This is a genomic window from Longicatena caecimuris (assembly GCF_018406465.1).
GTDB classification, from domain to species: domain Bacteria; phylum Bacillota_I; class Bacilli_A; order Erysipelotrichales; family Erysipelotrichaceae; genus Longicatena; species Longicatena caecimuris.
This window is the reverse complement of sequence record NZ_AP024510.1, coordinates 2942853-2967483: the sequence shown is the minus strand read 5'-3', so window position 1 is coordinate 2967483 and position 24631 is coordinate 2942853. Positions and strand designations below refer to the sequence as shown.

Below are 24631 nucleotides of genomic sequence, written 5' to 3'. Positions count from 1 at the left end.
CAATGATCAACCGTGTAGTATTAGTAGGACGCATGACAAAGGATCCGGTTTTACGTAAGACTGGAACAGGAGCCAGCGTAACATCCTTTACTGTAGCATGTGATCGCAGAATTAAGACCGAAGGACAGCCGACAGCGGATTTTATCAACTGTGTGTGCTGGAATAAAGTTGCTGATAATACGGCACAATTCACGCATAAAGGAAGCTTAGTTGGAGTGGAAGGAAGAATTCAGACACGCAGCTATGACGACCAGAGTGGAAGACGTGTCTATGTGACCGAAGTTGTCGCAGACTCTGTTCAATTTTTGGAGCCTAAGGGAACCAACAGTGCTGCAGCCGTTAATGCTTACACACCTGATTATGATGCAGGAAATCAAGGCTATCAGAGCGATAATGCATCACCGTCCTACTCCAGTGACTTTGCATCCAGCGATACATTGGATATCGCCAGTGATGATTTACCATTCTAATTGGTAGAAAGGAGATAAACTATGGCTTTCAAGAAACAGCGTATGGGACGCAAGAAAGTTTGCTATTTCACAAAAAACAAAATCGAATACATCGACTATAAAGATGTTGAATTATTAAAAAGATTTATTTCCGCAAACGGAAAGATCATCCCTAGACGTGTAACCGGAACACGCGCAAAATATCAGCGTATGCTGGCTACTGCTATCAAACGTGCACGTCAGATGGCTTTACTGCCTTACGTAAGCGAATAATATTCGTGTTAATGAAACCTCCAGCTGTTTTGGCAGATGGGGGTTTTTCTCTTAAGAAAGGAGGAGCACTTATGAACAACCAAACAAAAAAGATGACCGAAGGTGCGATGATGGTTGCGATTGTCGGTATGCTATTATTTATCAACCGTCAATTAGCCGGTATGCTAGAAATGGTCATGTATTGGGTCTTAACCTTTCCGATTTTAATGTATACCGCACGCTATGGAGTAAAAAGTGCATGCGTTCCTGCCATCAGTATGGTTCTGTTAAGCTTTATGATTGCCGCTCCGACAACGATCTTTTATCTGTTTAGCTGTGATGTAGTAGGCATCGTTTATGGTGCCGGGATAAGAAAGAAATGGAAGAATGGAACACTGTTACTATGGACAGGGATATTCACGTTTGTTTCTTATCTGATTACTACCGTATTATTTGCGGCAATGTTTGGCTATGATCCGGCGGAAGATGTGGAAATGGTGAAGATGCTGTTAGACTTCATGCATATTGATATTGGGATACCACTTGCCAAAATCGTGACGTATGTTGTGATTGGCAGTGCGATCTTAATGACGGTTTTACAGACAATGTGCATTCATATGATTGCCAATGTCGTATTAAAACGCATGCATATCGAAACAAGAGCAATGAAGAGCATTTTTGAAATTAAGGTTCCCAAAAGTGTCGGATATACAATAATAATGATATGGGTTCTATTTTTAGTGCGAAATGTGCTAAAATTAAACCAAGATGTCTATGGGCTATTACTAGGTGTCTATGGAGCAGCGAGAATCTTTGCAATCGGTTATGGTGTTATGACCTTGCTTTGTATCCTATTGTTGTTTCGTAAACGCATCTTCTTATTATTTGTCATCATAGGCATGTTTCTGCCATATGTACAAGGTGCAATTGCTATCATCGGTGTTTTGGATATGATTGTCGATCTGCGTGGCATATGGTTAGAAGTACTGAAACGAGGTGTGGTACATGGAACGTCTGGAGAACATTAAGGTACAGATTGGAATCGTCATATTGGCACAGTTTGTTGCCTTATTTGCCTTATTTATGGCGGATATTGAAGGCGTTAAAATTTTACCGATGCTGATTTTGGTGATTATCAACTCTTTGGTTGTCATCTGGGTCGTCTATTGGTTTGAAAGTGATCGGGAACAGCGAGATATCGATATATCCAGAATTCTTGGACATGATGCAAAGGATGCCCTTTTAATAGGAGAAATGGGTATTATCACATATGATGAGCAATACTGCGCTACCTGGATGAGTGAATTGTTGCAAGAGCGCGGTGTGAATATCGTTGGAAAGAAGCTTACCAGCTGGATTGGCGATATCACAGAACTTTTTCAAGGAGAAGTTGACAGTATTACCGCACATGATGGTGAATATGTTTATGAAATAACTCGTAAAGAAAACGGGCAAGTATTATTTGTGAAAGATATTACCGAGTTTGCAAGGATATCCGAAAAATTTCAGGAAGATGGTATTGTCGCAGGACTGCTGCAACTGGATAATTACATGGAAATTCAACAATATGAGGATGAAACCAAGATGGCTCAGATCAATACTTGTCTGCGTCAGCCATTGGTTGAGTGGGCAGATAAATATGGCATGCTGATTCGTCGTTTGCGCAGTGATCGTTTCTTGGTTGTCTTAAATGAAAAAATATATCAGCAAGTCGTTGAAGATAAGTTTGCAATCTTAAATACAGTTCGTAAAAATGCTGAGGATATCGATGTTTCTATCACCTTGAGTATGGCCTTTGCACGTGGCACGGATGACTTTGCCCAACTGGATACGATGATCAGTGATTTGCTGGAATTGGCGCAGAGTCGCGGTGGTGATCAGGCCGCTGTGAAAAAATATGGAGAAAGTGTAAAATATTATGGCGGAAACAGTGAAGCTAGGGAAAAACGTTCAAAAGTTCGTGTCCGCGTGATGTCACAGGCTATTCGTGAGGCGATCATGGAGGCAAAACGGGTATTCGTGATTGGGCATCGGGATATGGATTTTGATTGTATGGGGGCTGCTTTGTGCATGTCACGTTTAGCAACTGCTTATAATAAAGAAAGTTATATTGTTTCGCAATCGTCAGGAATAGAACCGCAATTAGCACAAGCTTTAACGGAATATGAAGATATCTTCAATGGGCGCCATCGCTTTCTACAAGATGAGGAAGCTGCCAGAATGATCGAAGATGAAGACTTGCTAATTGTTGTCGATCATAATAATCCTAAACAAACCGGTGCACCGTTGACATTGGAAGCTGCCAATCGCATCATTGTGATTGACCATCATCGAAGAAGTGAAGATTTTATCGGAAATCCATTATTAGTATATGTAGAAACAAGCGCCAGCTCCACTTGTGAATTAGCAGCCGAATTCCTGCCATATCAGACCAATCGCGTAAATCTGAGTGAGGAAGAAGCTACGTTGATGTATGTCGGTATTTTAGTCGATACGAATCGTTTCCGTAATCGTACCGGAAGCCGTACCTTTGAATCTGTAGCATATCTGAAAAAACTTGGCATTGATCCGATAGCAGCAGAAAATATGTTGAAAGAAGACTTCCGCGATTTTGCGGCGAAGACGGAAATAATGAATTATTCACAGACCTATGCGGATAATATCATCATTGCCGCAGTGGAAAAAGATGCCCAAGTCAACCGTACGTTGATGTCGCAAGCAGCTGACAGTATGCTGGAAATCAAAGGTGTCGAGGCAAGTTTTGTTATTGCGCGTATTAATGAGAACGAATGTGGCATTTCCGCGCGCAGTAAGGGTGTTGTGAATGTCCAGGTGATCATGGAAAAGATGCATGGAGGCGGACATTTTAATGCCGCAGCTTTACAACGCAAGGATACGAGTGTAAAAGCGTTGAAAGAAGAATTGAAAAAGAAGATTGATGAATATATAGAAGAAAACAAGGAGGAAACAAAGGATGAAAGTAATACTGCTAAGTGATGTGAAAAAAGTAGGTAAAAAAGGTGAAATCGTGGAAGTTAGTGACGGTTATGGCCGTAACTTCCTATTAAATAAAAAGCTGGCTGTGCTTGCTACCAAAAAAAGTATGGAAATCTTAGATGAACAAAATCTGCAGCATGATTTAGAAGAAAAACAAAAAGAAGCAGATGCCCAAGCATTAAAACAAAAACTTACGAAAATTACCTTGGAATTTCATGTAAAAACAGGAGAAGGCGGAAGAGTATTTGGCAGTGTGTCAACCAAACAAATCGTAGAACAGTTACAGCGTGTACATGCTATCAAAATTGAAAAGCGTAAGTTTATCGATACCGATGCCATTACTTCTTTAGGTTATACCGATGTGAAAGTCGATTTATATAAGAATAAAGTTATCGGTGTAATACGTGTTCATGTGAACGGTTAGGAGGCAGTATGAGCAGAGAATTACCGCATAGTAATGAAGCGGAACAAGCCATCCTTGGCGGGATGATGGTATATCCCAGCGTTAGCGGCGTTGTATATGATCAGGGCTTAGAGCCTTCGGATTTCTATCTCGATATTCATCAGCGGATCTTCTCTGCCATGATGGATATTACCAATAGTGGAAAACCGGTCGATGTAACGACACTGATTGCCCGTTTGCAGGATATAGAACAATTGCACTTGGTTGGCGGTGCTGACTATATCATCAAATTGAGTGATACCGCAATATCTGCGGCCAACAGTATGTATTATATTGAAATTATTAAAAGCCGTGCACATTTGCGCCGTTTAATAGAAACAGCACAGGAAATTGCCGAGGAAGGTTTTGACACGGCAAGTTCTTTAGACGATATTATGGATAAAGCTGAGCGTGATATTTTAAATGTAACAAGAGATCGCAAAGCAACGGATTTTAAAAGCAGTCGTGTTGTCATTTCCGATGTTATGCAGGAGCTGATCAAACTGCGCAACAGTGATTCTCATATTACCGGCATCAAGACCGGTTATACGGATCTTGATCGTATTACGAATGGTTTTCAAAGAGGCGATTTGATCATTTTGGCGGCTCGTCCAGCCATGGGAAAGACCGCTTTTGCGCTGAATCTGGCATTAAATGCATCTTTTTATAACACGGGAGCGATTGCCATCTTTTCCTTGGAAATGCCTGCTGAACAGCTGATGAAACGTATCCTGAGTGCGAAAAGTGCTGTGGAATCCAGTAAATTAAGAAGCGGTAATCTGATGGATGAAGAATTTAATAAACTAAATGAAGCTGCTAATGAATTAATGGCAAGCAAGCTGTTTGTCGATGATAGTTCAAATATCAAGGTCGGAGAAATCTTTTCCAAATGCCGTAAGCTGAAAAGTGAGCATGGCTTAGACTTAGTCGTGATTGACTACTTGCAGTTAATCAGTGGCAGTGGCCGTAGCGGTGGAGATAACCGACAGCAAGAAATTTCTGAAATCAGTCGATCCTTAAAACAACTTGCTCGTGAAATGCAATGTCCGGTCATTGCCTTATCACAGTTATCACGTTCGGTTGAAACACGTCCGGATAAGCATCCTATGTTATCCGATTTACGTGAGTCAGGAGCAATCGAGCAGGATGCCGATATTGTCATTTTCCTGTATCGTGATGAATACTATAACAAAGATAAAGAAGAAGAGAACACGAATGCAACCGATAAGACCGATGTTGATATATCAAAGCATCGTAACGGTGCTACCGGGCGTGTGGAACTGGCCTTTCAGAAATCCATATCGGCTTTCTTTAACATTGCCAGAGACAGCTATTAGAAGGGAAACGGTAAAACATTTATGAAGTTTGCGCTTTTGGCAAGCGGTTCTAAAGGGAACTGCTGCCTGATTAAACATAACGATACAAAACTGGTGATTGATTGTGGGAGTACCCGCAAATATCTGAAAGCCTGTTTTGAGCGTCTGCAATATGATCATTTATCATCCGATGCGATTCTGATTACCCATACGCATACCGATCATGTATCACAAATGAAGATGTTTCAATCCATTGATACCTATGCGACACAAGACATCGCAACCGATCATCTGCATGCCATACGTCCTTTTGAAAGCTTTGATATTAAGGATTTTCATATCACCGTTTTACCCATGAGCCATGATTGTGAGGGCACTGTCGGCTACGTCATTGAATGTGAAAACGAAAAAATGGTTTATGTGACAGATACCGGGTATATTAAAAAGGAAGTTAAGGATTATATTCGTGATGCTGATTATTATGTCTTTGAAAGTAATCATGATATAGAAATGCTGATGCAGACGTCACGTCCGGTTTATGTCAAACAGCGTATCATTAATGATTATGGACATTTGTGTAATGAAGACAGTGCGAACATATTAAGCGAGGTCATTTCAGAAGAAACGACAAAAGAAATCGTACTTGCCCATATCTCACAAGAAGGAAATACGCGTGATATGGCATTACGGACATTACAACAGACCTTCGATAAAAAACAAATACATCGTGAGCATATGCGCTTATATCCTGCAGATCAGTTTTCCATTTATGTAAGTGGAAATGGAGGTAAAAAGGAATGAAACGTTTTGTTGCCTTTATTCTGGTAGCCCTGCTTGGCTGGAATGTCTTACTCACCATTCAGGTGTTTCAGCTGAAACAGGAAACGGTGCCGCAAACAGATGCAACGACTGCTACAAACAACATCAAACAGGCCAGTGTGAATGTCACAAGCGATGTGACAAAACTGGTTGAACAAAGTGAGAATAAGGTAGTAACCATTACAGCCTCATCACGTGGGCAAACGATTGGAACCGGCAGTGGGGCAATTTATAAAGTTGAAGATAAAACCGTTTATATTATCACCAACAATCATGTGGTAGAAAACGGGGATGTGATGACGGTCACCTTTGCGAATGGCAAATCCGTGGAAAGTGAAATCGTTGGTATGGATAAGCTGACGGATCTGGCCTTATTGAAACTAAAGGTCGATTTTCAGGCAGAATCCTTTATCATGGGCGATTCTTCTTTAGTGAAAAAGGGCGAATATGTCATTGCCATGGGAAGTCCATTAGGCATTGAATATCAGGGAAGTGTATCTGGTGGCTTGATAAGCGGTGTCGATCGTCGTATGGAAATGGATATTGATAATAATGGAGTCGCGGATTGGGATGTGAATGTCCTACAGACAGATGCCGCTATTAACCCCGGCAACAGCGGTGGTCCATTGATCAATATGGCCGGTGAATTAATTGGCATTAATTCGATGAAAATTTCAGACGAATCTGTGGAAGGCTTCGGCTTTGCACTCCCGATTAATGAGGTTCTTCCGATTATTTCACAGTTGGAAAGAAACGGCAAAGTAGTACGTCCGATTTTAGGCATCAGTGTAGCGCCATTGGAACAACTTTCGCCATTTGAAAGAGCATATTTGGGCATCTCCATTCAACAAGATGAAGGCTTATTCATCGTGAATGTATCACGTAACTCACCGGCATCCAGAGCCGGCATTCAAGTTGGGGATGTATTGTTAGCATTTGATGGGAAAAAGGTAAACGATGTTAAGCAGTTCCGTCAATATCTTTACAGTAAAAAAGTCGGTGATAAGGTAACACTTGTCTATGAACACAATGGTAAAGAGAAAACAAAGGAAGTTACATTAAAATAAATTATAAAAGCAATCTTACGAAGAACAGTAAAATCAAATGTTCATGCGTAGATTGCTTTTTTGTGTATAGCAAACAAAGTGTCCTTGCAATGGTGCTTATTCCCAAGTGGCATGTTCTACATCAAGGACTGGATACGTAACTTGTTGATGGGTACTTTGATCCTCAGTTTTTTTAATTACAACGGGAACTTTTCCTTTCTTGATGGTCGGTTCGGTATGAAACTTACCGCCTTTTCCATAATCATACTGCACGATGTCAATTTGTTGCTGATGGGCATCTGCTATGGTAATCCGCCTTGTCGCAATAGTTATTTTACAATTGTTGTTATCGTTGTATATACGAAAACTATATGCATCTGCATCGATTCCGTTTTTCTCTAATTCGACACGAATCTTGGAGCCAAAATTAGGCCCTTCACTATCAAGAGCACCGGTTTTATTCGGTGTTTGATCGGCTTTATAATAATACGAATACAGGATCTGATAAGCTTCTTTATCTTGATTTAGCAATTGCTTTATAATCTTATTGGCTTTCACAAACGCATTATCATAGCTCTTTAAAAAGGAAAATTCCTGTTTTTCATCATTGTAAGAAAGATACTTATCTTCAATCTTCACAATAAAATCACCGGCATTATCTTGCGCTTTATTTAGATGAATTTCCAGCAATTCGCCTTCTACTTCGGCATCCTTCATGATCTTTTCCATGACTTCATCCGTCGACAGATTTTGTAATTCTTCCTTCGTGTGCAGTCGTAAACCATAGTCTTTACTTACTACCAAGACATGTCTGGCTTCTTGCAACAGGCGGGAATCTTTTGCTTTTTGAACATAGCCGAGTATAGAAGGCGTGGCAATGGCCAGCAAAATTCCCAGAATGACCAACACGACAATAATTTCTATTAAGGTGAATCCTTGCCTCTTCTTTCGCATTAGATTTCCTCCTTTACTTATTTTATGGTATCATATTTTGGAAGACATGTAAGGAAAAGATTAAAAATTTATTTTATTGGAAAGGAAAACACGCATGATAAAAATAATTGCCGTCGGTAAAATCAAAGAGAAATTTGTGAAGGCACAAATTGCTGAATATGAAAAGCGGTTACGGCCCTTTACCAAATTAGAGATTATAGAAGTAAATGATGAAATCGCACCGCAAGCAAATAGTGAAGCACAAAATGCATTGGTGAAGGAAAAAGAGGGAGAACGTCTGTTAGCAAAAATAAAAGATCAGGAATATGTGATTCTGCTTGATCTATGGGGTGAGATGATAAACAGTGAAACCTTGGCTGATAAAATAGAAAAGTTACAGACTTATCAATCCAGTAATATTACCTTTGTGATTGCCGGTTCTTTAGGGCCTGGTAAAAAGGTAATCGACAGAGCGAATTGGCGTTGGAAATTATCAGATTTAACCTTTACGCATCAAATGACACGCGTCTTGGTGCTGGAACAGCTTTACCGTGCTTATATGATCTTACATCATAACCCATATCATAAATAAAGGAGAACTTGAAAATGAACAAACAGTTTAAAACAGATGCACAAGATTTTCTTAACAGTGTTCAGGTTCTGCGCGAAGTGCAGACACCGGAATCGGAAAATCATATGTATGATGAATTAATGCAGGTGAAATTCTTAATGCCAGTAGTAATTCACGGTGAACTTAAAGAAGGTGCAGATGGGAAACAAATATTGGATGAAAAAACGACGTTTACGTTTCCCTCCCTTGCGACAACAAAAGGCGATCAATATTTTATGGCATTTACAAGTGGAGAAGAGATGCAAAAATATCCAAACAAAGATAGGATGCATGCCTTGACGTTCACGTTCGATGATTATGCTAAGATTATCATTCAGAGTGAAGAAATAAAAGGATTTGTCGTAGATCCATACGGGATGAATATCGTCTATCCAAAAGAATTGGTTCTTTCTTTAAAGGAACAAAAGGAAATCAGAGAAAAAGGACATAGTGAGCGCGTGCTTCATGCCCAGGAACATGTGATGATAGGAGAACCTGCGAAAGAGCCCAAGGAATTAAAAGCGGCTTTGAAAGCCTATGCGAAAAAAGATAAAACGATTCAGGCACTATATTTACAATTGATGATATATGAGGAACAACAAAGTTATGTCGTTGCAGTAGACGCAGATGCGACGAACCTTAAGGATGTGTTTGATCAATTAGCAGATGCCGGTAGAAAGCATTTAAAAGGGATGTATTTAGATTTCGTTGATGTTCATAGTGAATTGGGCATTCATGTGGCAGAAAAAACAGAACCTTTTTATAAAAAGATGTTTTATAAGAAATTGGACATCCCTTTCTTAGCTGTTATTGAAGAATGTTTCCATTTGAAAGATGGACGTTGTGTCGTAGGTGTAAAGGTATTGCATGGAAAGCTTTCTGATAATGGCGAAGTTAGTTGTTTGAATGAACAAAGGGAAAGGCTGTTTACTAGTTGTGCACAAGGAATTGAGTATGGCAGAGAAAGAGTGAAAGTCGCAAAAGTGAATGATACCGGACGATATGGCAGTCATTATGGGATTCTTATGAAAGATCATCCAGAGGATTTTAAAAAAGGTTATTTTTTGTCAGGTAAATGAAAATAAGAAAGTTAAGCAGCATTAATGAAAATATTTTCAGAAATTATATTGAAAAATAATGTTGACATATGCAAATAAGAGGTGTATCCTAGAAGAAACCAAAGACAGAGAGATAAAACAAGATAGGTGCTTACAGAGAGTCCCATTAGCTGGAAAGGGATAGCGATGCCGTTTTGTAAATGGACTCTGGAGGGCAAGGGGAAACGCGGAAGCTTAGTATCCAAGACGTATGCCAACGTTATCAGGCTAGAAATGTTATTGCATTTTGAATGAGGTGGGTGTGAAAGTAACAAACACACCAAATCAGGTGGTACCGCAGATGAATGATACAGCATCTGTCCTGAAGTCAGAGGACTTTTAGGACGGATGCTTTTTTTGATAAAGGGAGGTGGTCATTGTGTTAAAAAACGCAGAAGAATGGCGATGGTGTATACATCATAACCATGACGTACAAGAAGAAAAGATAAAACACAATGTGAAAAGGAAGGGAAACTTATATGAAAAAATTATTGAAGATGGCAGCTGCGGCTGTCTTAGGAACAACGATGTTAGCAGGATGTGGCAACAGTAGCAAGGATGAAAAGGTGCCCACTGTATCCGTTGCCCAAATTGTAGAGCATAAATCATTAAATGAAATTCGGGACAGTTTTAAAGAAGAAATGAAAGCATTAGGGTATAAAGATGGAGAAAATATTAAGCTTGAATTTAAAGATGCCGGTAATCAGCAAAATACGCTAAATTCTATATTATCAACCTTTGCCGGTAATAACAGCGATGTAATCGTAGCGATAGCGACGCCAACAGCGGTAACGGCGGCAAATTACAGTGAGGATATTCCTGTTGTCTTCTCTGCTGTCAGTGATCCGATTGGTGCCGGCTTGATCACGGATTTAAAGAAACCGGATAAAAATATCACAGGAACAAGTGATGAAATTCAAGTTGATCAGATTTTAGCATTAGCATTAGAAATCGATCCATCCATGAAAACACTTGGTTTTATTTATAACAGCGGTGAAGCAAATTCGGTATCAAACCTAAAGAAAGCGAAAGCATTCTGTAAGCAACACGATATCAAATTGGTGGAAGGCAGTGGTAAAAATATCAGTGAAATTCAAAGTGCCATTTCGGTATTGACCGATCAATGCGATGCGATTTTTGCGCCCAATGATAATACGGTGGCAAGTTCCATCACCGCATTGGTTGAAACTGCAAATAAGAAAAAAGTGCCGGTATATACAGGCGCGGACTCCATGGTAAGTGATGGAGGCTTTGCGACGGTCGGCATTAATTATACGAACTTGGGAAAAGAAACCGCGAAAATGGTGGATCAAATCTTAAAAGGAAAAGCGGTTGCGGATATCCCGGTAAAAGTATTTAAAGATGATTTAAACACTTATATCAATGAAGATACGTTAAAAGCCTTGGGCATCCAGTTACCGGATACGGTGAAAAACCGTGAGAATCTGGTTATGATGAAGGGCGAATAAGCAATTTAAAGAGAGGATGAAGTGCATGTCATTAGCTGTTTTGCAAGACGCAATTGAATTAGGGATGATTTTCTCCATTATGTCATTGGGTGTCTTTCTGTCGTTTCGGGTATTAAATATACCGGATCTGACCATTGATGGAAGCTTTACGACTGGTTGTGCAATATCGGCAATCATCGCGCAAATGGGGCATCCGTTTCTCGGTGTTTTCATGGCTTTTGTGTTAGGCGCCATGGCAGGTGGAATTACCGGCATCTTACAAACGAAATGTCGCATACAGCCATTGTTAGCAGGCATTTTGACAATGACGGCACTGTATTCCATAAATCTGAAGATCATGGGCGGTCAGCCTAATATTTCGATCTTTGGAAAAACGACGATCTTCACTCCGTTAAAGGGAATCTTTGGCGCAAATACCAAAGCTTTCGTAATTCTTGTGATACTATTATTCCTGATGATCTTACTGTATGCCTTTTTAAAAACACAGCTTGGTATGAGTCTTCGTGCCACGGGAGATAACGAGGCTATGGTGCGGGCAAGCAGCATTAATTCCGATGCGATGAAAATCATGGGAATCACGTTAGCGAACGCGCTTGTGGCTTTTGCGGGAGGTATCTTTGCACAGTATCAAAACTTTGCGGATGTCAGTGGAGGCGTCGGTATGATGGTGGTCGGTCTTGCCAGTATTATTGTCGGTGAGGCCTTCTTCCGTAAAAAGACATTACCGTTTCAATTTGCGGCAGTCATCAGCGGTGCTATTATTTACCGCTTTATCTTAACCTTTGCTCTGCAATTTGGCATTGGCGCAAGTGATTTAAACTTATTCTCGGCAATATTAGTGGCGCTTGCTATTTCATTGCCATATGTAAAAGGAAAGAAAAGGAGAAGAAAACATGCTGGACTTAAATGATGTATGTGTTACGTTTTATCCAAACACCAGTAATGAACGCATCGCTTTGGATCATTTATCTTTCCATATAGATGATGGTGATTTCATCAGTGTGTTAGGGACAAATGGTGCCGGTAAGAGTACCTTATTAAATGCAATCAGTGGTACGTTGGAATGTGATGCAGGAGAAATCATCTTGGATGGTCAGGATATCACTTATGCGCCCGAATATAAAAGAGCCAGAGTGATTGGGCGTTTATTTCAAGATCCGATGAAAGGCACGGCTCCCCATATGACGATTGAAGAGAATCTGGGACTGGCGTATAGCCGAGGAAAACGTACGACGTTAAGTAAGGCTATCAAGAAAGGAGATCGTAAATTCTTTCTTGAACAATTAGCATCTTTAGGCTTGGGCTTGGAAGAGCGTATTACAACAAATGTCGGACTGCTCAGCGGTGGTCAGCGACAGGCCTTGACGCTTTTAATGGCAACCATCGTAACACCGAAATTATTACTGCTTGATGAGCATACAGCGGCTTTAGATCCGAAAACGGCCAAACAAGTGATGGACATCACAGAGCGTATGGTGAAAGAGCATCATATTACGACGCTTATGATTACACACAACATGAAACAGGCATTGGAATATGGCAATAAGACGATTATTTTAAATGAAGGAAAAATCGTAAAGGTCCTGGAAGGCGAAGAACGCCGGCAAACATCAGTAGATGATTTGTTGAATATGTATGATTTCGTTTAATTATACAATCGTATATGGAAGAAAATGGAATAAGAAATTGATAGGCATATGTTGCAACATACGTTAATATAATGAACATGCGGTTAATGAAGAGGACCATTTCGCCAAGGAGTTGGCAAAAAGGCACGGAAATTGGTTCTTGACAAAGCTGCATGTTTTTGCTTGATGACGAATTTTCACGAAAAATGTTGAAAACGCATACATAATCTTCAATTTTCTAACAAAAAGGGTGGAAATTTAAAGCAAAAGCCTTTATACTTAATATATAGTAAATCCTAAAGGGGGGTTTCGACATGAGACAAAATAACATGCTGGCTATGATCTTGGCCGGAGGTCGAGGTACACGACTGTATGCCTTAACCAAAAAGATCGCAAAACCTGCAGTGTACTTTGGAGGGAAATACCGAATTATCGACTTCCCGTTAAGTAACTGTGCCAATTCTAACATCAATGTTGTTGGTGTGCTGACTCAATATGAAAGTGTATTGCTGAACTCATATGCGGCGGCTGGACAGCGTTGGGGTCTGGACGCAAAGGATAGTGGAGTATACGTGCTGCCTCCACGTGAAAAAGACGGAGCTGCTTTTGATGTATATCGCGGTACTGCCGATGCTATTTCACAGAACATTGATTTCATCGATCAGCAAAATCCGGAATATGTTCTGATTCTTTCCGGTGACCATATTTATAAGATGGATTATTCTAAAATGCTGGCTCACCATAAAGCATGTGATGCAGATGCCACAATTGCAGTATTGCCGGTTCCTATGAAAGAGGCAAGCCGTTTTGGTATCATGAATACGGATGAAACAGATCGTATTGTGGAATTTGAAGAAAAACCAGAAAAGCCAAAGAGCAACCTGGCTTCTATGGGTATTTACATCTTTAATTGGAAACAACTTCGTAAAATGTTGGTTGCTGATATGGATGATCCTAACAGTAATCATGACTTCGGTAAAGATATTATTCCTGCGATGTTGAATGAGAATAAGCGTTTATACGCATATCAATTCAAAGGCTATTGGAAAGATGTTGGAACTGTTGATTCTTTATGGGAAGCAAACATGGATTTGTTAAGTTCCAATAATGAATTAGATTTAAATGATCCGGATTGGAAGATTTATACAGAAGATGTTGCCACGGTTCCACACTTTATCGGACCAAAAGGCAAAGTTAATAATGCATATATTAATCAGGGTTGTGTCATCAATGGTGAAATTAATAACTCAGTCCTCTTCACAAGCGTAAAAGTAGCGGAAGGTGCGAAAGTTAATGACTCTGTGCTAATGCCAAATGTTGAAATCGGAGAAGGTGCAATCATTCATCGTTCGATTATCGCAGAAGGCGTGAAGGTAGATGCCGGTGCTGTTGTCGGCAGTCCTGACAGTGAAAATATTGAGCTGATCAGTAAGAGAGTGAGGGGTGAGTAATATGTGCAATGCATTTGGAATCGTAAATTATGAAGGACCTAATGTAAATGTCAAAGGAATGGAAGACTATCGCCCGGTATCCGCATTCTCCTTTTTGGGAAGATACCGTTTGATTGACTTTCCTATTTCTAATATGAGTAATAGTGGTGTTAACCACATCAAAGTGTTTGTTAAGACGAATCCTCGTTCTTTGATTGAACATCTGGGAACCGGCCGTCATTACAACATCAACTCAAAACGTGGAAAACTGCATATCCTGCCTGCAAAGAATATGGATGATGTGGATTTCTATAACAATGATATCAATTCCTATATGTTTAACATGCAGGCAATTGAAGATGTAAATCAGCCATATGTCATCCTTGCTCCTGCACATATGATTTATCGTCAGGATTTCTCAAATCTGTTGGATGCACATATTGAAAGCGGCGCAGATATTACCATGTTATATCAAAATGTGGATAACGCAAAAGAAGCTTTCATTAACTGTGATGTATTGAATTTAAATAAACAAAAAGGCGTTCTTTCTATTGAAAAGAATCGTGGGAACTCGAAGAGCAAAACAATTTCATTAGAAACTTACATCATGAGTAAAGATTTGTTCATTTCGTTAGTGAAAAAGGCGGCTAATATATCATCATTATATTGGTTCCGTGATATTGTAAATGAAGAATGTTCAGAATTGGATATTCGTGGTGTGGCTCACCGTGGTTTTGTCGCATGTGTGAACGACTTCAAGAGTTACTTTAATGCGAATATTGATTTATTGGATTACGATAAGGCAATGGACTTGTTTAACAGTGACTGGCCAATCTATACACGTACAAATGACTCCTGTCCAACGCAGTACTATAGTGATGTCACCGTTCAAAACAGCATGGTTTCCAACGGTTGTATCGTTGAAGGCGACATTGTGAATAGTGTTATCGGACGTGGTGTTGTCATCAAAAAAGGCGCTGTTATCAAAAACAGTATTATCCTGCCTGGTGCCATCATTGGAGAAGATGTGCATATAGAAAATGTAGTAGTGGATAAGAAGGCTAGAATCGTTCGTAAAAAAGAATTGATCGGACATCCTGATCAGCCACTGTACGTGAAAAGGAATGATAAAATCTAATGGCAAGAATATTGATGGTCGCATCAGAAGGTCTTCCTTTTATTAAAAGTGGAGGGCTGGCAGATGTTGTAGGTTCCTTACCTCAGGAGCTGGTGAAAAAAGGACATGAAGTTCGTGTAATCATGCCTATGTATTTAAAAATAGCACAGAAGTTTCATGAGGAAATGCAGTTAGAGGCACAATATAGTGTATCCATTGCTTATCATGAAGTACCTGTGAATATTTGGTCTACAACACGTAAAGAAGTTAAATTTTATTTCGTAGAACATAAAGGATACTTTGAACGTGATGGCTTGTATGGTTATATCGATGATGGTGAGCGTTTTGCTTACTTCCAGAAAGCCGTATTAGAAATGTTGAATCAGCTGAATTACTTCCCGGAAATCATGCATTGTCATGATTGGCACACTGGTATGTTACCGGCAATGTGCAAAGAAGGGCACAGCTTTGATGAGCGTTATCGCAATATCCGCTTTGTTTATACGATTCATAATCTCGCATTCCAGGGTAATTTCGGACCTGAGATGCTGGATAGTTGCTTAGGCTTAGATTATCGTATTTTCGATAATGGCAATGTCCGCTATGACGGTGGCATCAGCTTTATGAAATCGGGTATCTTGTATGCGGATAAAGTAACAACGGTATCACCTACGTATTCACAGGAAATCTTAACACCACAGTATGGTGAACATATGGAAATGGTATTAAACATTCGTAAGTATGATTTATGGGGTATTACCAATGGCATCGATATCGAAATGTGGAATCCGATGAGTGATCCGGATGTACCATACCATTACAATAAAGTAAATGTAGCGAAAGAGAAAAAAGAAAATAAGATGGCATTACAGAAAGAACTTGGTCTTACGGTAGATCCTAATGTGATGTTGGTTGGGGCAGTATCTCGACTGACATGGCAAAAAGGTTTTTATCTGATGATGGAAAAACTTTCTGAAATCTGTGCAATGCCAATTCAAGTGGCCATCTTAGGTAGTGGGGAAAGCGGAATCGAAGAGAAAATGCGTCAGCTAGAAGAAGGCAATAAAGGTAAAATTGCATTCTATAACGGATACAGTGATTCTTTAGCACACCGTATTTATGCGGCAAGTGATTTATTCCTCATGCCATCTCTGTTTGAGCCATGTGGTATTTCACAGTTAATTTCCATGCGCTATGGAACATTACCATTAGTACGTGAAACAGGTGGATTGAAGGATACGGTAACTCCGTATAATGAGTTTGATAAGACTGGAAATGGATTCAGTTTTGCGAACTATAATTCAGATGAAATGGTACAGGTTATGTATAATGCAATAGATGTATACTATAACCGTCCAGAAGATTGGAAGATTCTTGTACGCAATGCTATGAATACAGATGTCAGCTGGGAAAAGAGTGCTGAAACCTATTGTCAGTTATATGCCCAGTTACATCCTTAACCTGTAGATATAGGACAGCCTTTGTGCTGTCCTTTTCCTATTGAATGGATGTTTCAATAATCATCCCCATTTCCTTAAAGAGTGCCACATGTTAGAAAAGAGTGAAAAGGTAGAACTTTACCATCTGCCTCTGGTAATGAAAATCTTTTCAAAACTATATTGACTTCAAAACAGATAATCATTATAATGTATTAAAATATCAATTATAAATCGGGAAAGTTTATAAGTTGAGTAGAAAAGGAGATGTGAACTATGGCGTATTATTTTGAAGAACCCTCTCGTACTTTCAGCGAGTACCTATTGGTACCTGGATATTCCAGCTCTGATTGTACCCCAGTAAATGTTTCATTGAAAACACCTCTTGTAAAATTTAAAAAAGGGGAAGAACCTGCATTATCGTTAAATATCCCAATGGTATCTGCCATCATGCAGTCTGTATCCGGGGAGCGTATGGCATGTGCTTTAGCTAGAGAAGGAGGAATCTCCTTTATCTATGGTTCTCAGAGCGTAGAAGATGAGGCCGCAATGGTAAAGCGTGTAAAAATGACGAAGGCAGGTTTTGTTTACAGCGATTCCAACATTCGTCCGGATGCTACCTTACAGGATGTATTGGATCTGAAGGAAAGAACAGGTCATGCGACGATGGCCGTAACAGAAGATGGGACGGCGGAAGGAAAACTTGTAGGCATTATCACAAGCCGTGATTACCGTATTTCTCGTATGGATACAGCAATGAAAGTCAGTGAATTCATGACACCATTTGAAAAGCTGATCTATGGTAAAGATGGCTGTACTTTAAGTGAAGCAAATGATTTAATTTGGGAACATAAACTGAATCAGTTGCCGATCATTGATGAGGAACAGCATTTAAAAGCATTCGTATTCCGTAAAGACTACGATTCTCATAAAGAACATCCAAATGAATTGTTAGATAGCCAAAAACGTTATTTAGTTGGTGCCGGTATTAACACCAGAGATTATGAACAGCGTGTTCCTGCCTTGGTAGAAGCAGGTGCAGATGTATTATGTATTGACTCAAGTGAAGGCTTCAGTGAATGGCAGGCAATCACTTTAAAGTGGATTCGTGATCATTATGGTGACAGCGTAAAAGTCGGTGCCGGAAACGTTGTGGATGCTGAAGGTTTCCGTTTCTTAGCAGATGCAGGTGCCGATTTTATCAAAATCGGTATCGGCGGAGGTAGTATCTGTATTACCCGTGAACAAAAAGGTATTGGACGCGGACAGGCTACAGCTACGATTGAAGTTGCGAAAGCACGTGATGAATATTATAAAGAAACAGGTATCTATATTCCTATTTGTAGCGATGGTGGTATCGTACACGATTACCATATTACCTTAGCATTGGCGATGGGAGCAGATTTCGTGATGTTAGGTCGTTATTTCTCTCGTTTTGAAGAATCACCGACAAAGAAGGTTACCATCAATGGTACATATATGAAGGAATATTGGGGTGAAGGCAGTGCCAGAGCACGTAACTGGCAGCGTTACGATATGGGAGGAAGTAAGAAACTTTCATTCGTAGAAGGTGTTGACTCTTATGTTCCATATGCGGGAGCATTGAAGGATAATGTCGATCTGACGTTAAGCAAGGTAAAACATACCATGTGTAATTGCGGTGCTTTGACGATTCCTGAATTACAGAAAAAAGCAAAAATTACACTTGTATCTTCTACATCTATCGTAGAAGGCGGCGCACACGATGTTGTCGTAAAGGATAATACGATTGATGCTAAAGTCAAATAACCATACGTTATATTCTGGCATAATCAACTATGTAAGATAATTAGGTAAAAAGATCACTTTGACGCAAACAATATGTTTGCAAGAAGTGGTCTTTTCTTTCTGCTTTGCACACGATGAATACGAAAAGGTAATTCATTTTTTTGAAAAAGTAAAGGTTACTAGAAAAGGTATCTAAAAACTCATTGTATATGTTATATAGAGGAGGTATAATGCAAGAAAGATATATACGTGATATGTATATTGGGGGTGCTTTTAATACCAACCTTTTCGTTAGGAGAAAGGAATATACGTATGAATGATAAGGATATTCGGGAGAAATTACAGGAAACCTTACAAGTGGAATGCGAGCAATTAGAGAAGGATTTGCATTGGCAGGAAGAAAGATTAGAACCCCTTACCTCATCCTTTTTGAGTGCGCAATTTGCATGCAGCCGCAATTTGATTTCTCATTATATGAGTGAATTTCAACAAAAGGGTCTCGTCATTAAAACGAATACGCGTCCAGTATATTTTTTCTGGCGAAAAAGTTTAGAAAACCGCTTTGGCGTTATATTGAAAGCGGAGTTGTATGAAACGCTTGAAGATTTAAAGAACATATTAGCAAAAAAACAGCAGCATGCATTTCATAACCTAATCGGAGCAAATGATAGTCTTAGCTATGTGGTGGAACAATGCAAAGCAGCGATTAGCTATCCGGAGCATGGTCTTCCCATCTTATTACAAGGACCGACGGGAACCGGGAAAAGCCTGATTGCACAGTTAATGTACCAATATGGGGTTGAGATGGAAATACTGTCTAAAGACAGCCGTTTTATGACGATGAATTGTAGTGAATATGCAAACAATCCGGAGATGTTGATGACCAATCTTTTTGGTTATAAGAAGGGGTCTTATACCGGTGCGGAAAAAGATACCCAAGGGTTATTGGCTTTAGCGGATGGCGGTATCTTGTTTATGGATGAAGTGCATGGGTTAAAGCCGGAATGTCAGGAAAAAATCTTTCTTTTTATGGATAAAGGCATATATCATATGGTGGGGGATAATGATACTTGGTATGTATCAAATGCACGATTGATTTTTGCCACCACGGAACAGCCGGATGAAGTCCTCTTAAAAACATTATTAAGAAGAATTCCGCTTATTGTGAAAGTGCCTTCGCTAGCAGAACGCCCTCTTCAAGAAAAACGGGAACTTTTACAGTTTTTAATTCAAGAAGAAGAGAAACATATTCAACGTAAAATTTCCATGTCTGACCTTGTCTTCCGTACATTAGAACGCCATACGTTTACAGGAAATATCGGGGAATTGAAAAATGTCATTCGCGCAAGTGTCGCCAAAGCATTCTTACGAAATCAAAAGGATATGGATGATGTCTCTTTGCATATATATGATTTATCAAGTGATTTATTAGAAAGTACCGGAAAAGATGTCACCTTGTATGATTACGATGATCGCACGATGATTCACAGTGAAGATATGTTTTTGAGCATCCATAAAGATAGTCGCTTATATAATTTTAATGCATATCTGATTCACAAATTCCATACGTTGCATGCATATGAAAAAGATCTGAATGCTTATTTAGATAGCTGCTGTCTGAAATTGGAACAATATATCGATTCTTTATTTACTGAGCATACCTATCATTCTCCAAAGCTGGATATGATCAATCATCTATTGACCAATATCATGAATATTGTTATTCATAAATATGATTTAGAGAAATTTTCAAATAACGAAATCTCAATGATCGTACATTTTCTAAACGATTATATGCAAAGCCTTTCTTCAATTAATCAACTGAAAATACAGAATCGCAAGGAAGCTGAAGAACTTCAAAATCGTATCCATAATGAATACACAAATGAATACAATGTCATAGGTGATATCTGGCAGCTCATCTCAGATGCCTTAAGTTTTACCCCGGGTCCATTTGGTTATTTAGATTTATTTCTCTTTTTCCGTTATTTTAACCGTGAGATGGTTGCTTCTCCAATACCTGCTGTTATCATTGCCCATGGCTACGCGATAGCAAGCGGCATAGCAGAAGTGGCAAATCAATTATTGAAACAGCGGATATTTGATGCAATTGATATGCCGATTGAAAGTGATTTTAATGATACGGTAAAAAAATTAGGTGAATACATCAAAGGGAAAGAAAATTATAATGAAGTAATTGTTATGGTTGATATGGGGTCTTTAGAAGCGATTCATCAAAAAATGGAAGGCATGAAGCGTATGGATATTGGTATCATCAACAATGTCACAACAAAATTAGCGTTAGATATTGGCAGTATGATACTGGAAGAGATGCCGATTCAGGAAATCTTAAAGCAAGCGAGTCATCGCAATCAATATCGGTATGAATTTGTAAAAAATCGTAAAAAACAAGATGCTATTTTAGCAGTATGCGAAACGGGTATTGGCACAGCTGAAAAAATCAGTAAGCTAATGGAAGATTCTTTACCTAAGACCGTATCGATCGCCATGATACCCTATGATTATGATTCATTAGTGAAATCCGGTACGACATCATTGGTTTTTGAAAAATATAATGTCCTATTTACAGTCGGAACGAAAGATCCTAAAATCTTTGATGTGCCGTTCATCTCTTTGGAAGAGATGATCGAACAGAAAAGTGTGGAAAAGACGAATTCCGTGTTTGAAAGTATCATGCGGCCGGATCAGATTGAAACCTTTAATGAAAATATGATCAAAAATTTCTCAATGGATAATCTGTTGAGTTACTTAACGATTTTAGATAGTGATAAAATCATTGACAGTGTAGAAAAAATTATTAAGACAATTCAGAAAGAATTGCATATGAAATTAAGCAGCAGTGTCATTTTGGGACTGTATATTCACATCAGCTGTTTGATAGAACGCTTGATTATTAATAAAAATGTGACGAAATTTGAACATTTAGAAACTTTTGAAAAAACACAAACGGAATTTATACGCATTGTTAAAAAAGCATTCCATGATGTGGAACAGCATTACAATGTGAAAATACCGGTGTCGGAAATCGGCTATATCTATGAATGTATCTTTCAGCGTGATAGTGTCAAAGAAGTGGACGAGAGTGTCAACGAATTGTGGGATAGTATTGAATGATCCTTTCTCAGCATTTGTTTAGAAACTTTCTAAACCAAGAAATCTCTCCTATTCATCGGGGAAATGTTATAAGCGTGTGACTTTGTATAAAGTTGGCACGCTTTTTGCTTATCATAGGTGAAGGACATAAAACAAGAAGGGAGGTAGAAACATTGCAGAATTTAATATTAGCTTCTCATGGCTCACTTGCCGAGGGTATGCTAAGCGCTGCGAATATGATCGTAGGTGATATTGAAGGAGTGGATGCTTATGGTTTAGATACCTATCACTCGCCACAAGATATTTATCAGCTGTTGAAGAAAAAAATCGCCGAAGATAACACACATGAATATATCATTCTGTGTGATATCTATGGTGGCAGTGTTCATAATCAGCTGATGCATCTCTGTGTTTATCCTAATGTATTTCTATTGACAGGCATGACATTATCTATTGTTTTAGAGTTGATTCTGGCGAATGAAACAGGGGATATCGAAGAAAAGCTTTTACAGGTAATTCAAAATGCAAAGGATAATATGCTTTTGTTTACTTACCAAAGAGTACATAATGCGATTGATAAAGGAATCGAGGATGAAAAATTATGGTAGAACTTTGTCGGATTGATGATCGTCTCCTGCATGGACAGGTGGCTGTGACTTGGGTTGGAGCAGTGGCACCGGAAGCAATTCTGATCGCCAATGATGAGGCTGCGACAAATGAGATGAGCAAGCTTGCGTTAAAGATGGCAAAACCGGCTGGTGTGAAACTGGCGGTTAAGACGATTGATGAAGCAGCTGCTCTTCTTAACAACCCAAAGGCAGCAAAGATCAAGATTTTTCTTATCACAAGAACTATTCAGGATACCTTACGACTTGTCAGTATGACAGATCAGATTCATCGTGTGAATATTGGTGGAGTCAAAAATAAGGAAGGAGGAAAGATGATAGCGGCTGCTGTATGTTTAGACAACGATGATTTACATGATTTGATGAAACTGCGCAAACGAGTTGATGAAGTAGAATTACGTATGGTTCCTACGGAACATAGAATCAGTATCGATAAATACTTACGAGAGGAGGAGGTTGAAGTATGATCGTTCAAGCACTACTTGTCGGAGTTACTGTTTGTTTACTGGACTTCTTGGATGTCTGGTTATGTAATCCGATGATCACACGACCACTTGTTGTCGGTACGGCAATGGGTATCGCTTTAGGGGATATTACAACAGGAGTACAGGTAGGGGCTTCATTGGAATTGGTATTTATGGGTGTTATGGCAATCGGCGGCACAGTGCCACCGGATTCCATTCATGGAACAGCTGTTGGGGCAGCTTATGCCATTATACTTGGTAAAGGTATTGAAACAGCAATTGCTTTAGCAGTACCGGCATCTATCGTTTGTCAAATGCTATTTGTTCCAGGCATTGGTATACGTTCTTTATTTACACCATATGTGGAACGTCAAGTAGAAAAAGGCAATTGGAAAGCTTTGCAAAGAATATTCCCAGTAGTTTCAATATCCTATGAAATCTTTAATGGTACCATCTGTGGACTTGCTGTTTTCTTAGGTGCTGATGTCATGAGTGCTTTTATCGACAGTTTACCACAAACATTATTAGATGGCATGGGGGTAGCAGCGAATATGTTAGGTGCAGTCGGTTTTGGTTTATTGTTAAAGATGATGTGGCAAAAGAAACTTGCTGTTTATTTCTTCTTAGGATTTATCATGGCAGCATATTGTGGTATGCCTTTGATGTCAATCGCTTTACTTGGTGTCATTATTGTCATCGTTTTATTCTTTGAGGGTGAATTCAGTAAACGACATACGGTAAGTGAAACATCTCCAACAGTAAATGAGGGAGAGGAGGAATTATTCGATGATTAGAGAGAAATTTGGTTTGAATGAAGAAGATGGCAAATTAATGGCAAAAGTAGCAAGACGTTCACATCAAATTAATGCAGTGTATACATGGGAAAAATTTCAGGCTATGGGATATTTATGGACCATGATTCCTGTCATCAATAAGATGTACGATACTGAGGAAGAACGTATTGCAGGCTATAAACGACATTATGAACTCTTTAATACAAACCCGGTCGTCGGTGGGTTCATCACAGGACTAAATACGGCTATGGAAATGCAGGCAGCAAAGGATAAGGAGTTTGATAAAGCTTCAATTGCAGCTGTGCGTACATCCTTAATGGGACCATTTGCCGGCATCGGAGATTCTATTTTTCAAAGTACATGGCGTGTGATTACCATGGGAATCGGCTTAAGTCTTGCCAAGGATGGCAATATTCTGGGTCCCATTGTATTCTTAGTCTTATTTAATCTATTGGCAGAACCATGTCGTATCTTATTGCCTTATGTCGGCTTTAAGATGGGGTCTAAATTTATGTTGCAGGCTGAAGAAAGTGGTATCATGAGCTTTATCACCAAAGCTGCCAGCATTGTCGGACTTATGACCGTAGGAGCAATGACAGCGACAATGGTTTCCGTACAGATCGGTTATGTATTTACCATGAATGGCAGTGAATTAAAGATACAGGAAATGATTGATACCATTTTCCCTTGTTTATTGCCACTGTTATTGACCCTTGCTTGTTTTAAGCTCTTAAACAAGAACATCAAACCGACAACATTAATTGCCATCATTATGGTGCTTGGCATCGTCGGAAAATATATTGGTATCTTTTAAAAATATTGTGC

General features: G+C 39.3%; 23 protein-coding genes. 22 read left to right on the top strand and 1 reads right to left on the bottom strand.

The genetic code is table 11. The features are described 5' to 3' along the window. The first annotated feature begins 2 nt into the window (after window positions 1-2). The 8 genes from ssb to KJS44_RS13840 all read left to right on the top strand — a co-directional run bounded on the left by ssb (window position 3) and on the right by KJS44_RS13840 (window position 7342). Window positions 3-470, top strand: a complete 468-nt coding sequence (gene ssb, locus KJS44_RS13875) for a single-stranded DNA-binding protein (RefSeq protein WP_008690405.1) — start codon at window positions 3-5, stop codon at window positions 468-470. Between the two features lie 21 nt (window positions 471-491). Then, the gene (gene rpsR / locus KJS44_RS13870; protein WP_008690406.1) at window positions 492-722 is read left to right on the top strand and encodes a 30S ribosomal protein S18; all 231 of its coding nucleotides are present in this window, start codon (window positions 492-494) and stop codon (window positions 720-722) included. Between the two features lie 71 nt (window positions 723-793). After that, complete coding sequence (locus KJS44_RS13865; RefSeq protein ID WP_008690408.1) at window positions 794-1729, top strand: DUF2232 domain-containing protein; 936 nt, start codon at window positions 794-796, stop codon at window positions 1727-1729. After that, window positions 1707-3698 carry a GGDEF domain-containing protein gene (locus KJS44_RS13860; protein WP_008690410.1) on the top strand — a complete coding sequence of 664 codons (1992 nt, stop codon included), beginning with the start codon at window positions 1707-1709 and terminating at the stop codon, window positions 3696-3698. Before KJS44_RS13865 ends, KJS44_RS13860 begins: the two co-directional genes overlap by 23 nt. Then, a complete protein-coding gene (rplI, locus tag KJS44_RS13855; RefSeq protein ID WP_008690412.1) occupies window positions 3676-4122 on the top strand; it encodes a 50S ribosomal protein L9 in 447 nt (148 codons plus the stop codon). The genes KJS44_RS13860 and rplI overlap by 23 nt, the downstream gene beginning before the upstream one ends. An 8-nt stretch (window positions 4123-4130) precedes the next feature. Continuing rightward, window positions 4131-5477 (top strand): replicative DNA helicase, encoded by a 1347-nt coding sequence (gene dnaB, locus KJS44_RS13850; RefSeq protein ID WP_008690414.1) that lies wholly within the window; start codon window positions 4131-4133, stop codon window positions 5475-5477. A 21-nt stretch (window positions 5478-5498) separates the two neighbouring features. Further along, window positions 5499-6257, top strand: coding sequence for an MBL fold metallo-hydrolase (locus KJS44_RS13845; RefSeq protein ID WP_008690417.1), 759 nt, complete (start codon window positions 5499-5501; stop codon window positions 6255-6257). Continuing rightward, entirely contained in the window at window positions 6254-7342 is a 1089-nt protein-coding gene (locus tag KJS44_RS13840; protein ID WP_008690419.1) for a S1C family serine protease, read from the top strand. Before KJS44_RS13845 ends, KJS44_RS13840 begins: the two co-directional genes overlap by 4 nt. Before the next feature lie 96 nt (window positions 7343-7438). Here the strand turns inward: KJS44_RS13840 and KJS44_RS13835 are convergent, their stop codons facing one another. After that, the gene (locus KJS44_RS13835) at window positions 7439-8275 is read right to left on the bottom strand and encodes a type II secretion system protein (RefSeq protein ID WP_008690422.1); all 837 of its coding nucleotides are present in this window, start codon (window positions 8273-8275) and stop codon (window positions 7439-7441) included. 94 nt (window positions 8276-8369) lie between these two features. On the opposite strand from KJS44_RS13835, the gene rlmH reads away from it, so the two are divergent. The 14 genes from rlmH (at window position 8370) to KJS44_RS13765 (ending at window position 24620) form a co-directional block, all read left to right on the top strand. Next, entirely contained in the window at window positions 8370-8846 is a 477-nt protein-coding gene (rlmH, locus tag KJS44_RS13830) for a 23S rRNA (pseudouridine(1915)-N(3))-methyltransferase RlmH (RefSeq protein ID WP_008690423.1), read from the top strand. A gap of 14 nt (window positions 8847-8860) precedes the next feature. Beyond that, window positions 8861-9943 (top strand): enhanced serine sensitivity protein SseB C-terminal domain-containing protein, encoded by a 1083-nt coding sequence (locus KJS44_RS13825; protein WP_008690424.1) that lies wholly within the window; start codon window positions 8861-8863, stop codon window positions 9941-9943. 497 nt (window positions 9944-10440) lie between these two features. After that, window positions 10441-11430 (top strand): ABC transporter substrate-binding protein, encoded by a 990-nt coding sequence (locus tag KJS44_RS13820; protein ID WP_008690425.1) that lies wholly within the window; start codon window positions 10441-10443, stop codon window positions 11428-11430. A gap of 25 nt (window positions 11431-11455) precedes the next feature. Continuing rightward, a complete protein-coding gene (locus KJS44_RS13815) occupies window positions 11456-12340 on the top strand; it encodes an ABC transporter permease (protein WP_008690426.1) in 885 nt (294 codons plus the stop codon). Then, the gene (locus tag KJS44_RS13810) at window positions 12324-13079 is read left to right on the top strand and encodes an ABC transporter ATP-binding protein (protein WP_008690427.1); all 756 of its coding nucleotides are present in this window, start codon (window positions 12324-12326) and stop codon (window positions 13077-13079) included. The genes KJS44_RS13815 and KJS44_RS13810 overlap by 17 nt, the downstream gene beginning before the upstream one ends. A 293-nt stretch (window positions 13080-13372) precedes the next feature. Next, a complete protein-coding gene (locus tag KJS44_RS13805) occupies window positions 13373-14509 on the top strand; it encodes a glucose-1-phosphate adenylyltransferase (RefSeq protein WP_008690428.1) in 1137 nt (378 codons plus the stop codon). A gap of 1 nt (window position 14510) precedes the next feature. After that, window positions 14511-15626, top strand: a complete 1116-nt coding sequence (glgD, locus tag KJS44_RS13800; protein ID WP_119957495.1) for a glucose-1-phosphate adenylyltransferase subunit GlgD — start codon at window positions 14511-14513, stop codon at window positions 15624-15626. Then, window positions 15626-17065, top strand: a complete 1440-nt coding sequence (gene glgA, locus KJS44_RS13795; protein WP_008690432.1) for a glycogen synthase GlgA — start codon at window positions 15626-15628, stop codon at window positions 17063-17065. Before glgD ends, glgA begins: the two co-directional genes overlap by 1 nt. A gap of 252 nt (window positions 17066-17317) precedes the next feature. Further along, on the top strand, window positions 17318-18829 hold the full coding sequence (locus KJS44_RS13790) for an IMP dehydrogenase (protein ID WP_008690434.1): 1512 nt from the start codon (window positions 17318-17320) through the stop codon (window positions 18827-18829). 291 nt (window positions 18830-19120) lie between these two features. Beyond that, complete coding sequence (locus KJS44_RS13785; RefSeq protein ID WP_008690435.1) at window positions 19121-21943, top strand: sigma 54-interacting transcriptional regulator; 2823 nt, start codon at window positions 19121-19123, stop codon at window positions 21941-21943. Between the two features lie 152 nt (window positions 21944-22095). Beyond that, complete coding sequence (locus KJS44_RS13780; RefSeq protein ID WP_008690436.1) at window positions 22096-22530, top strand: PTS sugar transporter subunit IIA; 435 nt, start codon at window positions 22096-22098, stop codon at window positions 22528-22530. Continuing rightward, window positions 22524-23015 (top strand): PTS system mannose/fructose/N-acetylgalactosamine-transporter subunit IIB, encoded by a 492-nt coding sequence (locus tag KJS44_RS13775; RefSeq protein WP_008690437.1) that lies wholly within the window; start codon window positions 22524-22526, stop codon window positions 23013-23015. Before KJS44_RS13780 ends, KJS44_RS13775 begins: the two co-directional genes overlap by 7 nt. Further along, a complete protein-coding gene (locus KJS44_RS13770; RefSeq protein ID WP_008690438.1) occupies window positions 23012-23806 on the top strand; it encodes a PTS mannose/fructose/sorbose/N-acetylgalactosamine transporter subunit IIC in 795 nt (264 codons plus the stop codon). Before KJS44_RS13775 ends, KJS44_RS13770 begins: the two co-directional genes overlap by 4 nt. Continuing rightward, the gene (locus KJS44_RS13765; RefSeq protein ID WP_008690439.1) at window positions 23799-24620 is read left to right on the top strand and encodes a PTS system mannose/fructose/sorbose family transporter subunit IID; all 822 of its coding nucleotides are present in this window, start codon (window positions 23799-23801) and stop codon (window positions 24618-24620) included. Before KJS44_RS13770 ends, KJS44_RS13765 begins: the two co-directional genes overlap by 8 nt. Window positions 24621-24631: the final 11 nt, after the last annotated feature.

Excerpts from the sequence above, each read along its gene's own strand:
- KJS44_RS13775 (WP_008690437.1), top strand. The coding sequence starts at position 22,524 with ATGGTAGAACTTTGTCGGATTGATGATCGTCTCCTGCATGGACAGGTG.
- KJS44_RS13810 (WP_008690427.1), top strand. The coding sequence starts at position 12,324 with ATGCTGGACTTAAATGATGTATGTGTTACGTTTTATCCAAACACCAGT.
- KJS44_RS13790 (WP_008690434.1), top strand. The coding sequence starts at position 17,318 with ATGGCGTATTATTTTGAAGAACCCTCTCGTACTTTCAGCGAGTACCTA.
- KJS44_RS13825 (WP_008690424.1), top strand. The coding sequence starts at position 8,861 with ATGAACAAACAGTTTAAAACAGATGCACAAGATTTTCTTAACAGTGTT.
- KJS44_RS13805 (WP_008690428.1), top strand. The coding sequence starts at position 13,373 with ATGAGACAAAATAACATGCTGGCTATGATCTTGGCCGGAGGTCGAGGT.
- KJS44_RS13820 (WP_008690425.1), top strand. The coding sequence starts at position 10,441 with ATGAAAAAATTATTGAAGATGGCAGCTGCGGCTGTCTTAGGAACAACG.
- KJS44_RS13845 (WP_008690417.1), top strand. The coding sequence starts at position 5,499 with ATGAAGTTTGCGCTTTTGGCAAGCGGTTCTAAAGGGAACTGCTGCCTG.
- KJS44_RS13840 (WP_008690419.1), top strand. The coding sequence starts at position 6,254 with ATGAAACGTTTTGTTGCCTTTATTCTGGTAGCCCTGCTTGGCTGGAAT.
- KJS44_RS13815 (WP_008690426.1), top strand. The coding sequence starts at position 11,456 with ATGTCATTAGCTGTTTTGCAAGACGCAATTGAATTAGGGATGATTTTC.
- rplI (WP_008690412.1), top strand. The coding sequence starts at position 3,676 with ATGAAAGTAATACTGCTAAGTGATGTGAAAAAAGTAGGTAAAAAAGGT.
- KJS44_RS13835 (WP_008690422.1), bottom strand. The coding sequence starts at position 8,275 with ATGCGAAAGAAGAGGCAAGGATTCACCTTAATAGAAATTATTGTCGTG.
- KJS44_RS13785 (WP_008690435.1), top strand. The coding sequence starts at position 19,121 with ATGAATGATAAGGATATTCGGGAGAAATTACAGGAAACCTTACAAGTG.
- glgA (WP_008690432.1), top strand. The coding sequence starts at position 15,626 with ATGGCAAGAATATTGATGGTCGCATCAGAAGGTCTTCCTTTTATTAAA.
- glgD (WP_119957495.1), top strand. The coding sequence starts at position 14,511 with ATGTGCAATGCATTTGGAATCGTAAATTATGAAGGACCTAATGTAAAT.
- ssb (WP_008690405.1), top strand. The coding sequence starts at position 3 with ATGATCAACCGTGTAGTATTAGTAGGACGCATGACAAAGGATCCGGTT.
- KJS44_RS13865 (WP_008690408.1), top strand. The coding sequence starts at position 794 with ATGAACAACCAAACAAAAAAGATGACCGAAGGTGCGATGATGGTTGCG.
- rpsR (WP_008690406.1), top strand. The coding sequence starts at position 492 with ATGGCTTTCAAGAAACAGCGTATGGGACGCAAGAAAGTTTGCTATTTC.
- rlmH (WP_008690423.1), top strand. The coding sequence starts at position 8,370 with ATGATAAAAATAATTGCCGTCGGTAAAATCAAAGAGAAATTTGTGAAG.
- dnaB (WP_008690414.1), top strand. The coding sequence starts at position 4,131 with ATGAGCAGAGAATTACCGCATAGTAATGAAGCGGAACAAGCCATCCTT.
- KJS44_RS13860 (WP_008690410.1), top strand. The coding sequence starts at position 1,707 with ATGGAACGTCTGGAGAACATTAAGGTACAGATTGGAATCGTCATATTG.
- KJS44_RS13765 (WP_008690439.1), top strand. The coding sequence starts at position 23,799 with ATGATTAGAGAGAAATTTGGTTTGAATGAAGAAGATGGCAAATTAATG.
- KJS44_RS13770 (WP_008690438.1), top strand. The coding sequence starts at position 23,012 with ATGATCGTTCAAGCACTACTTGTCGGAGTTACTGTTTGTTTACTGGAC.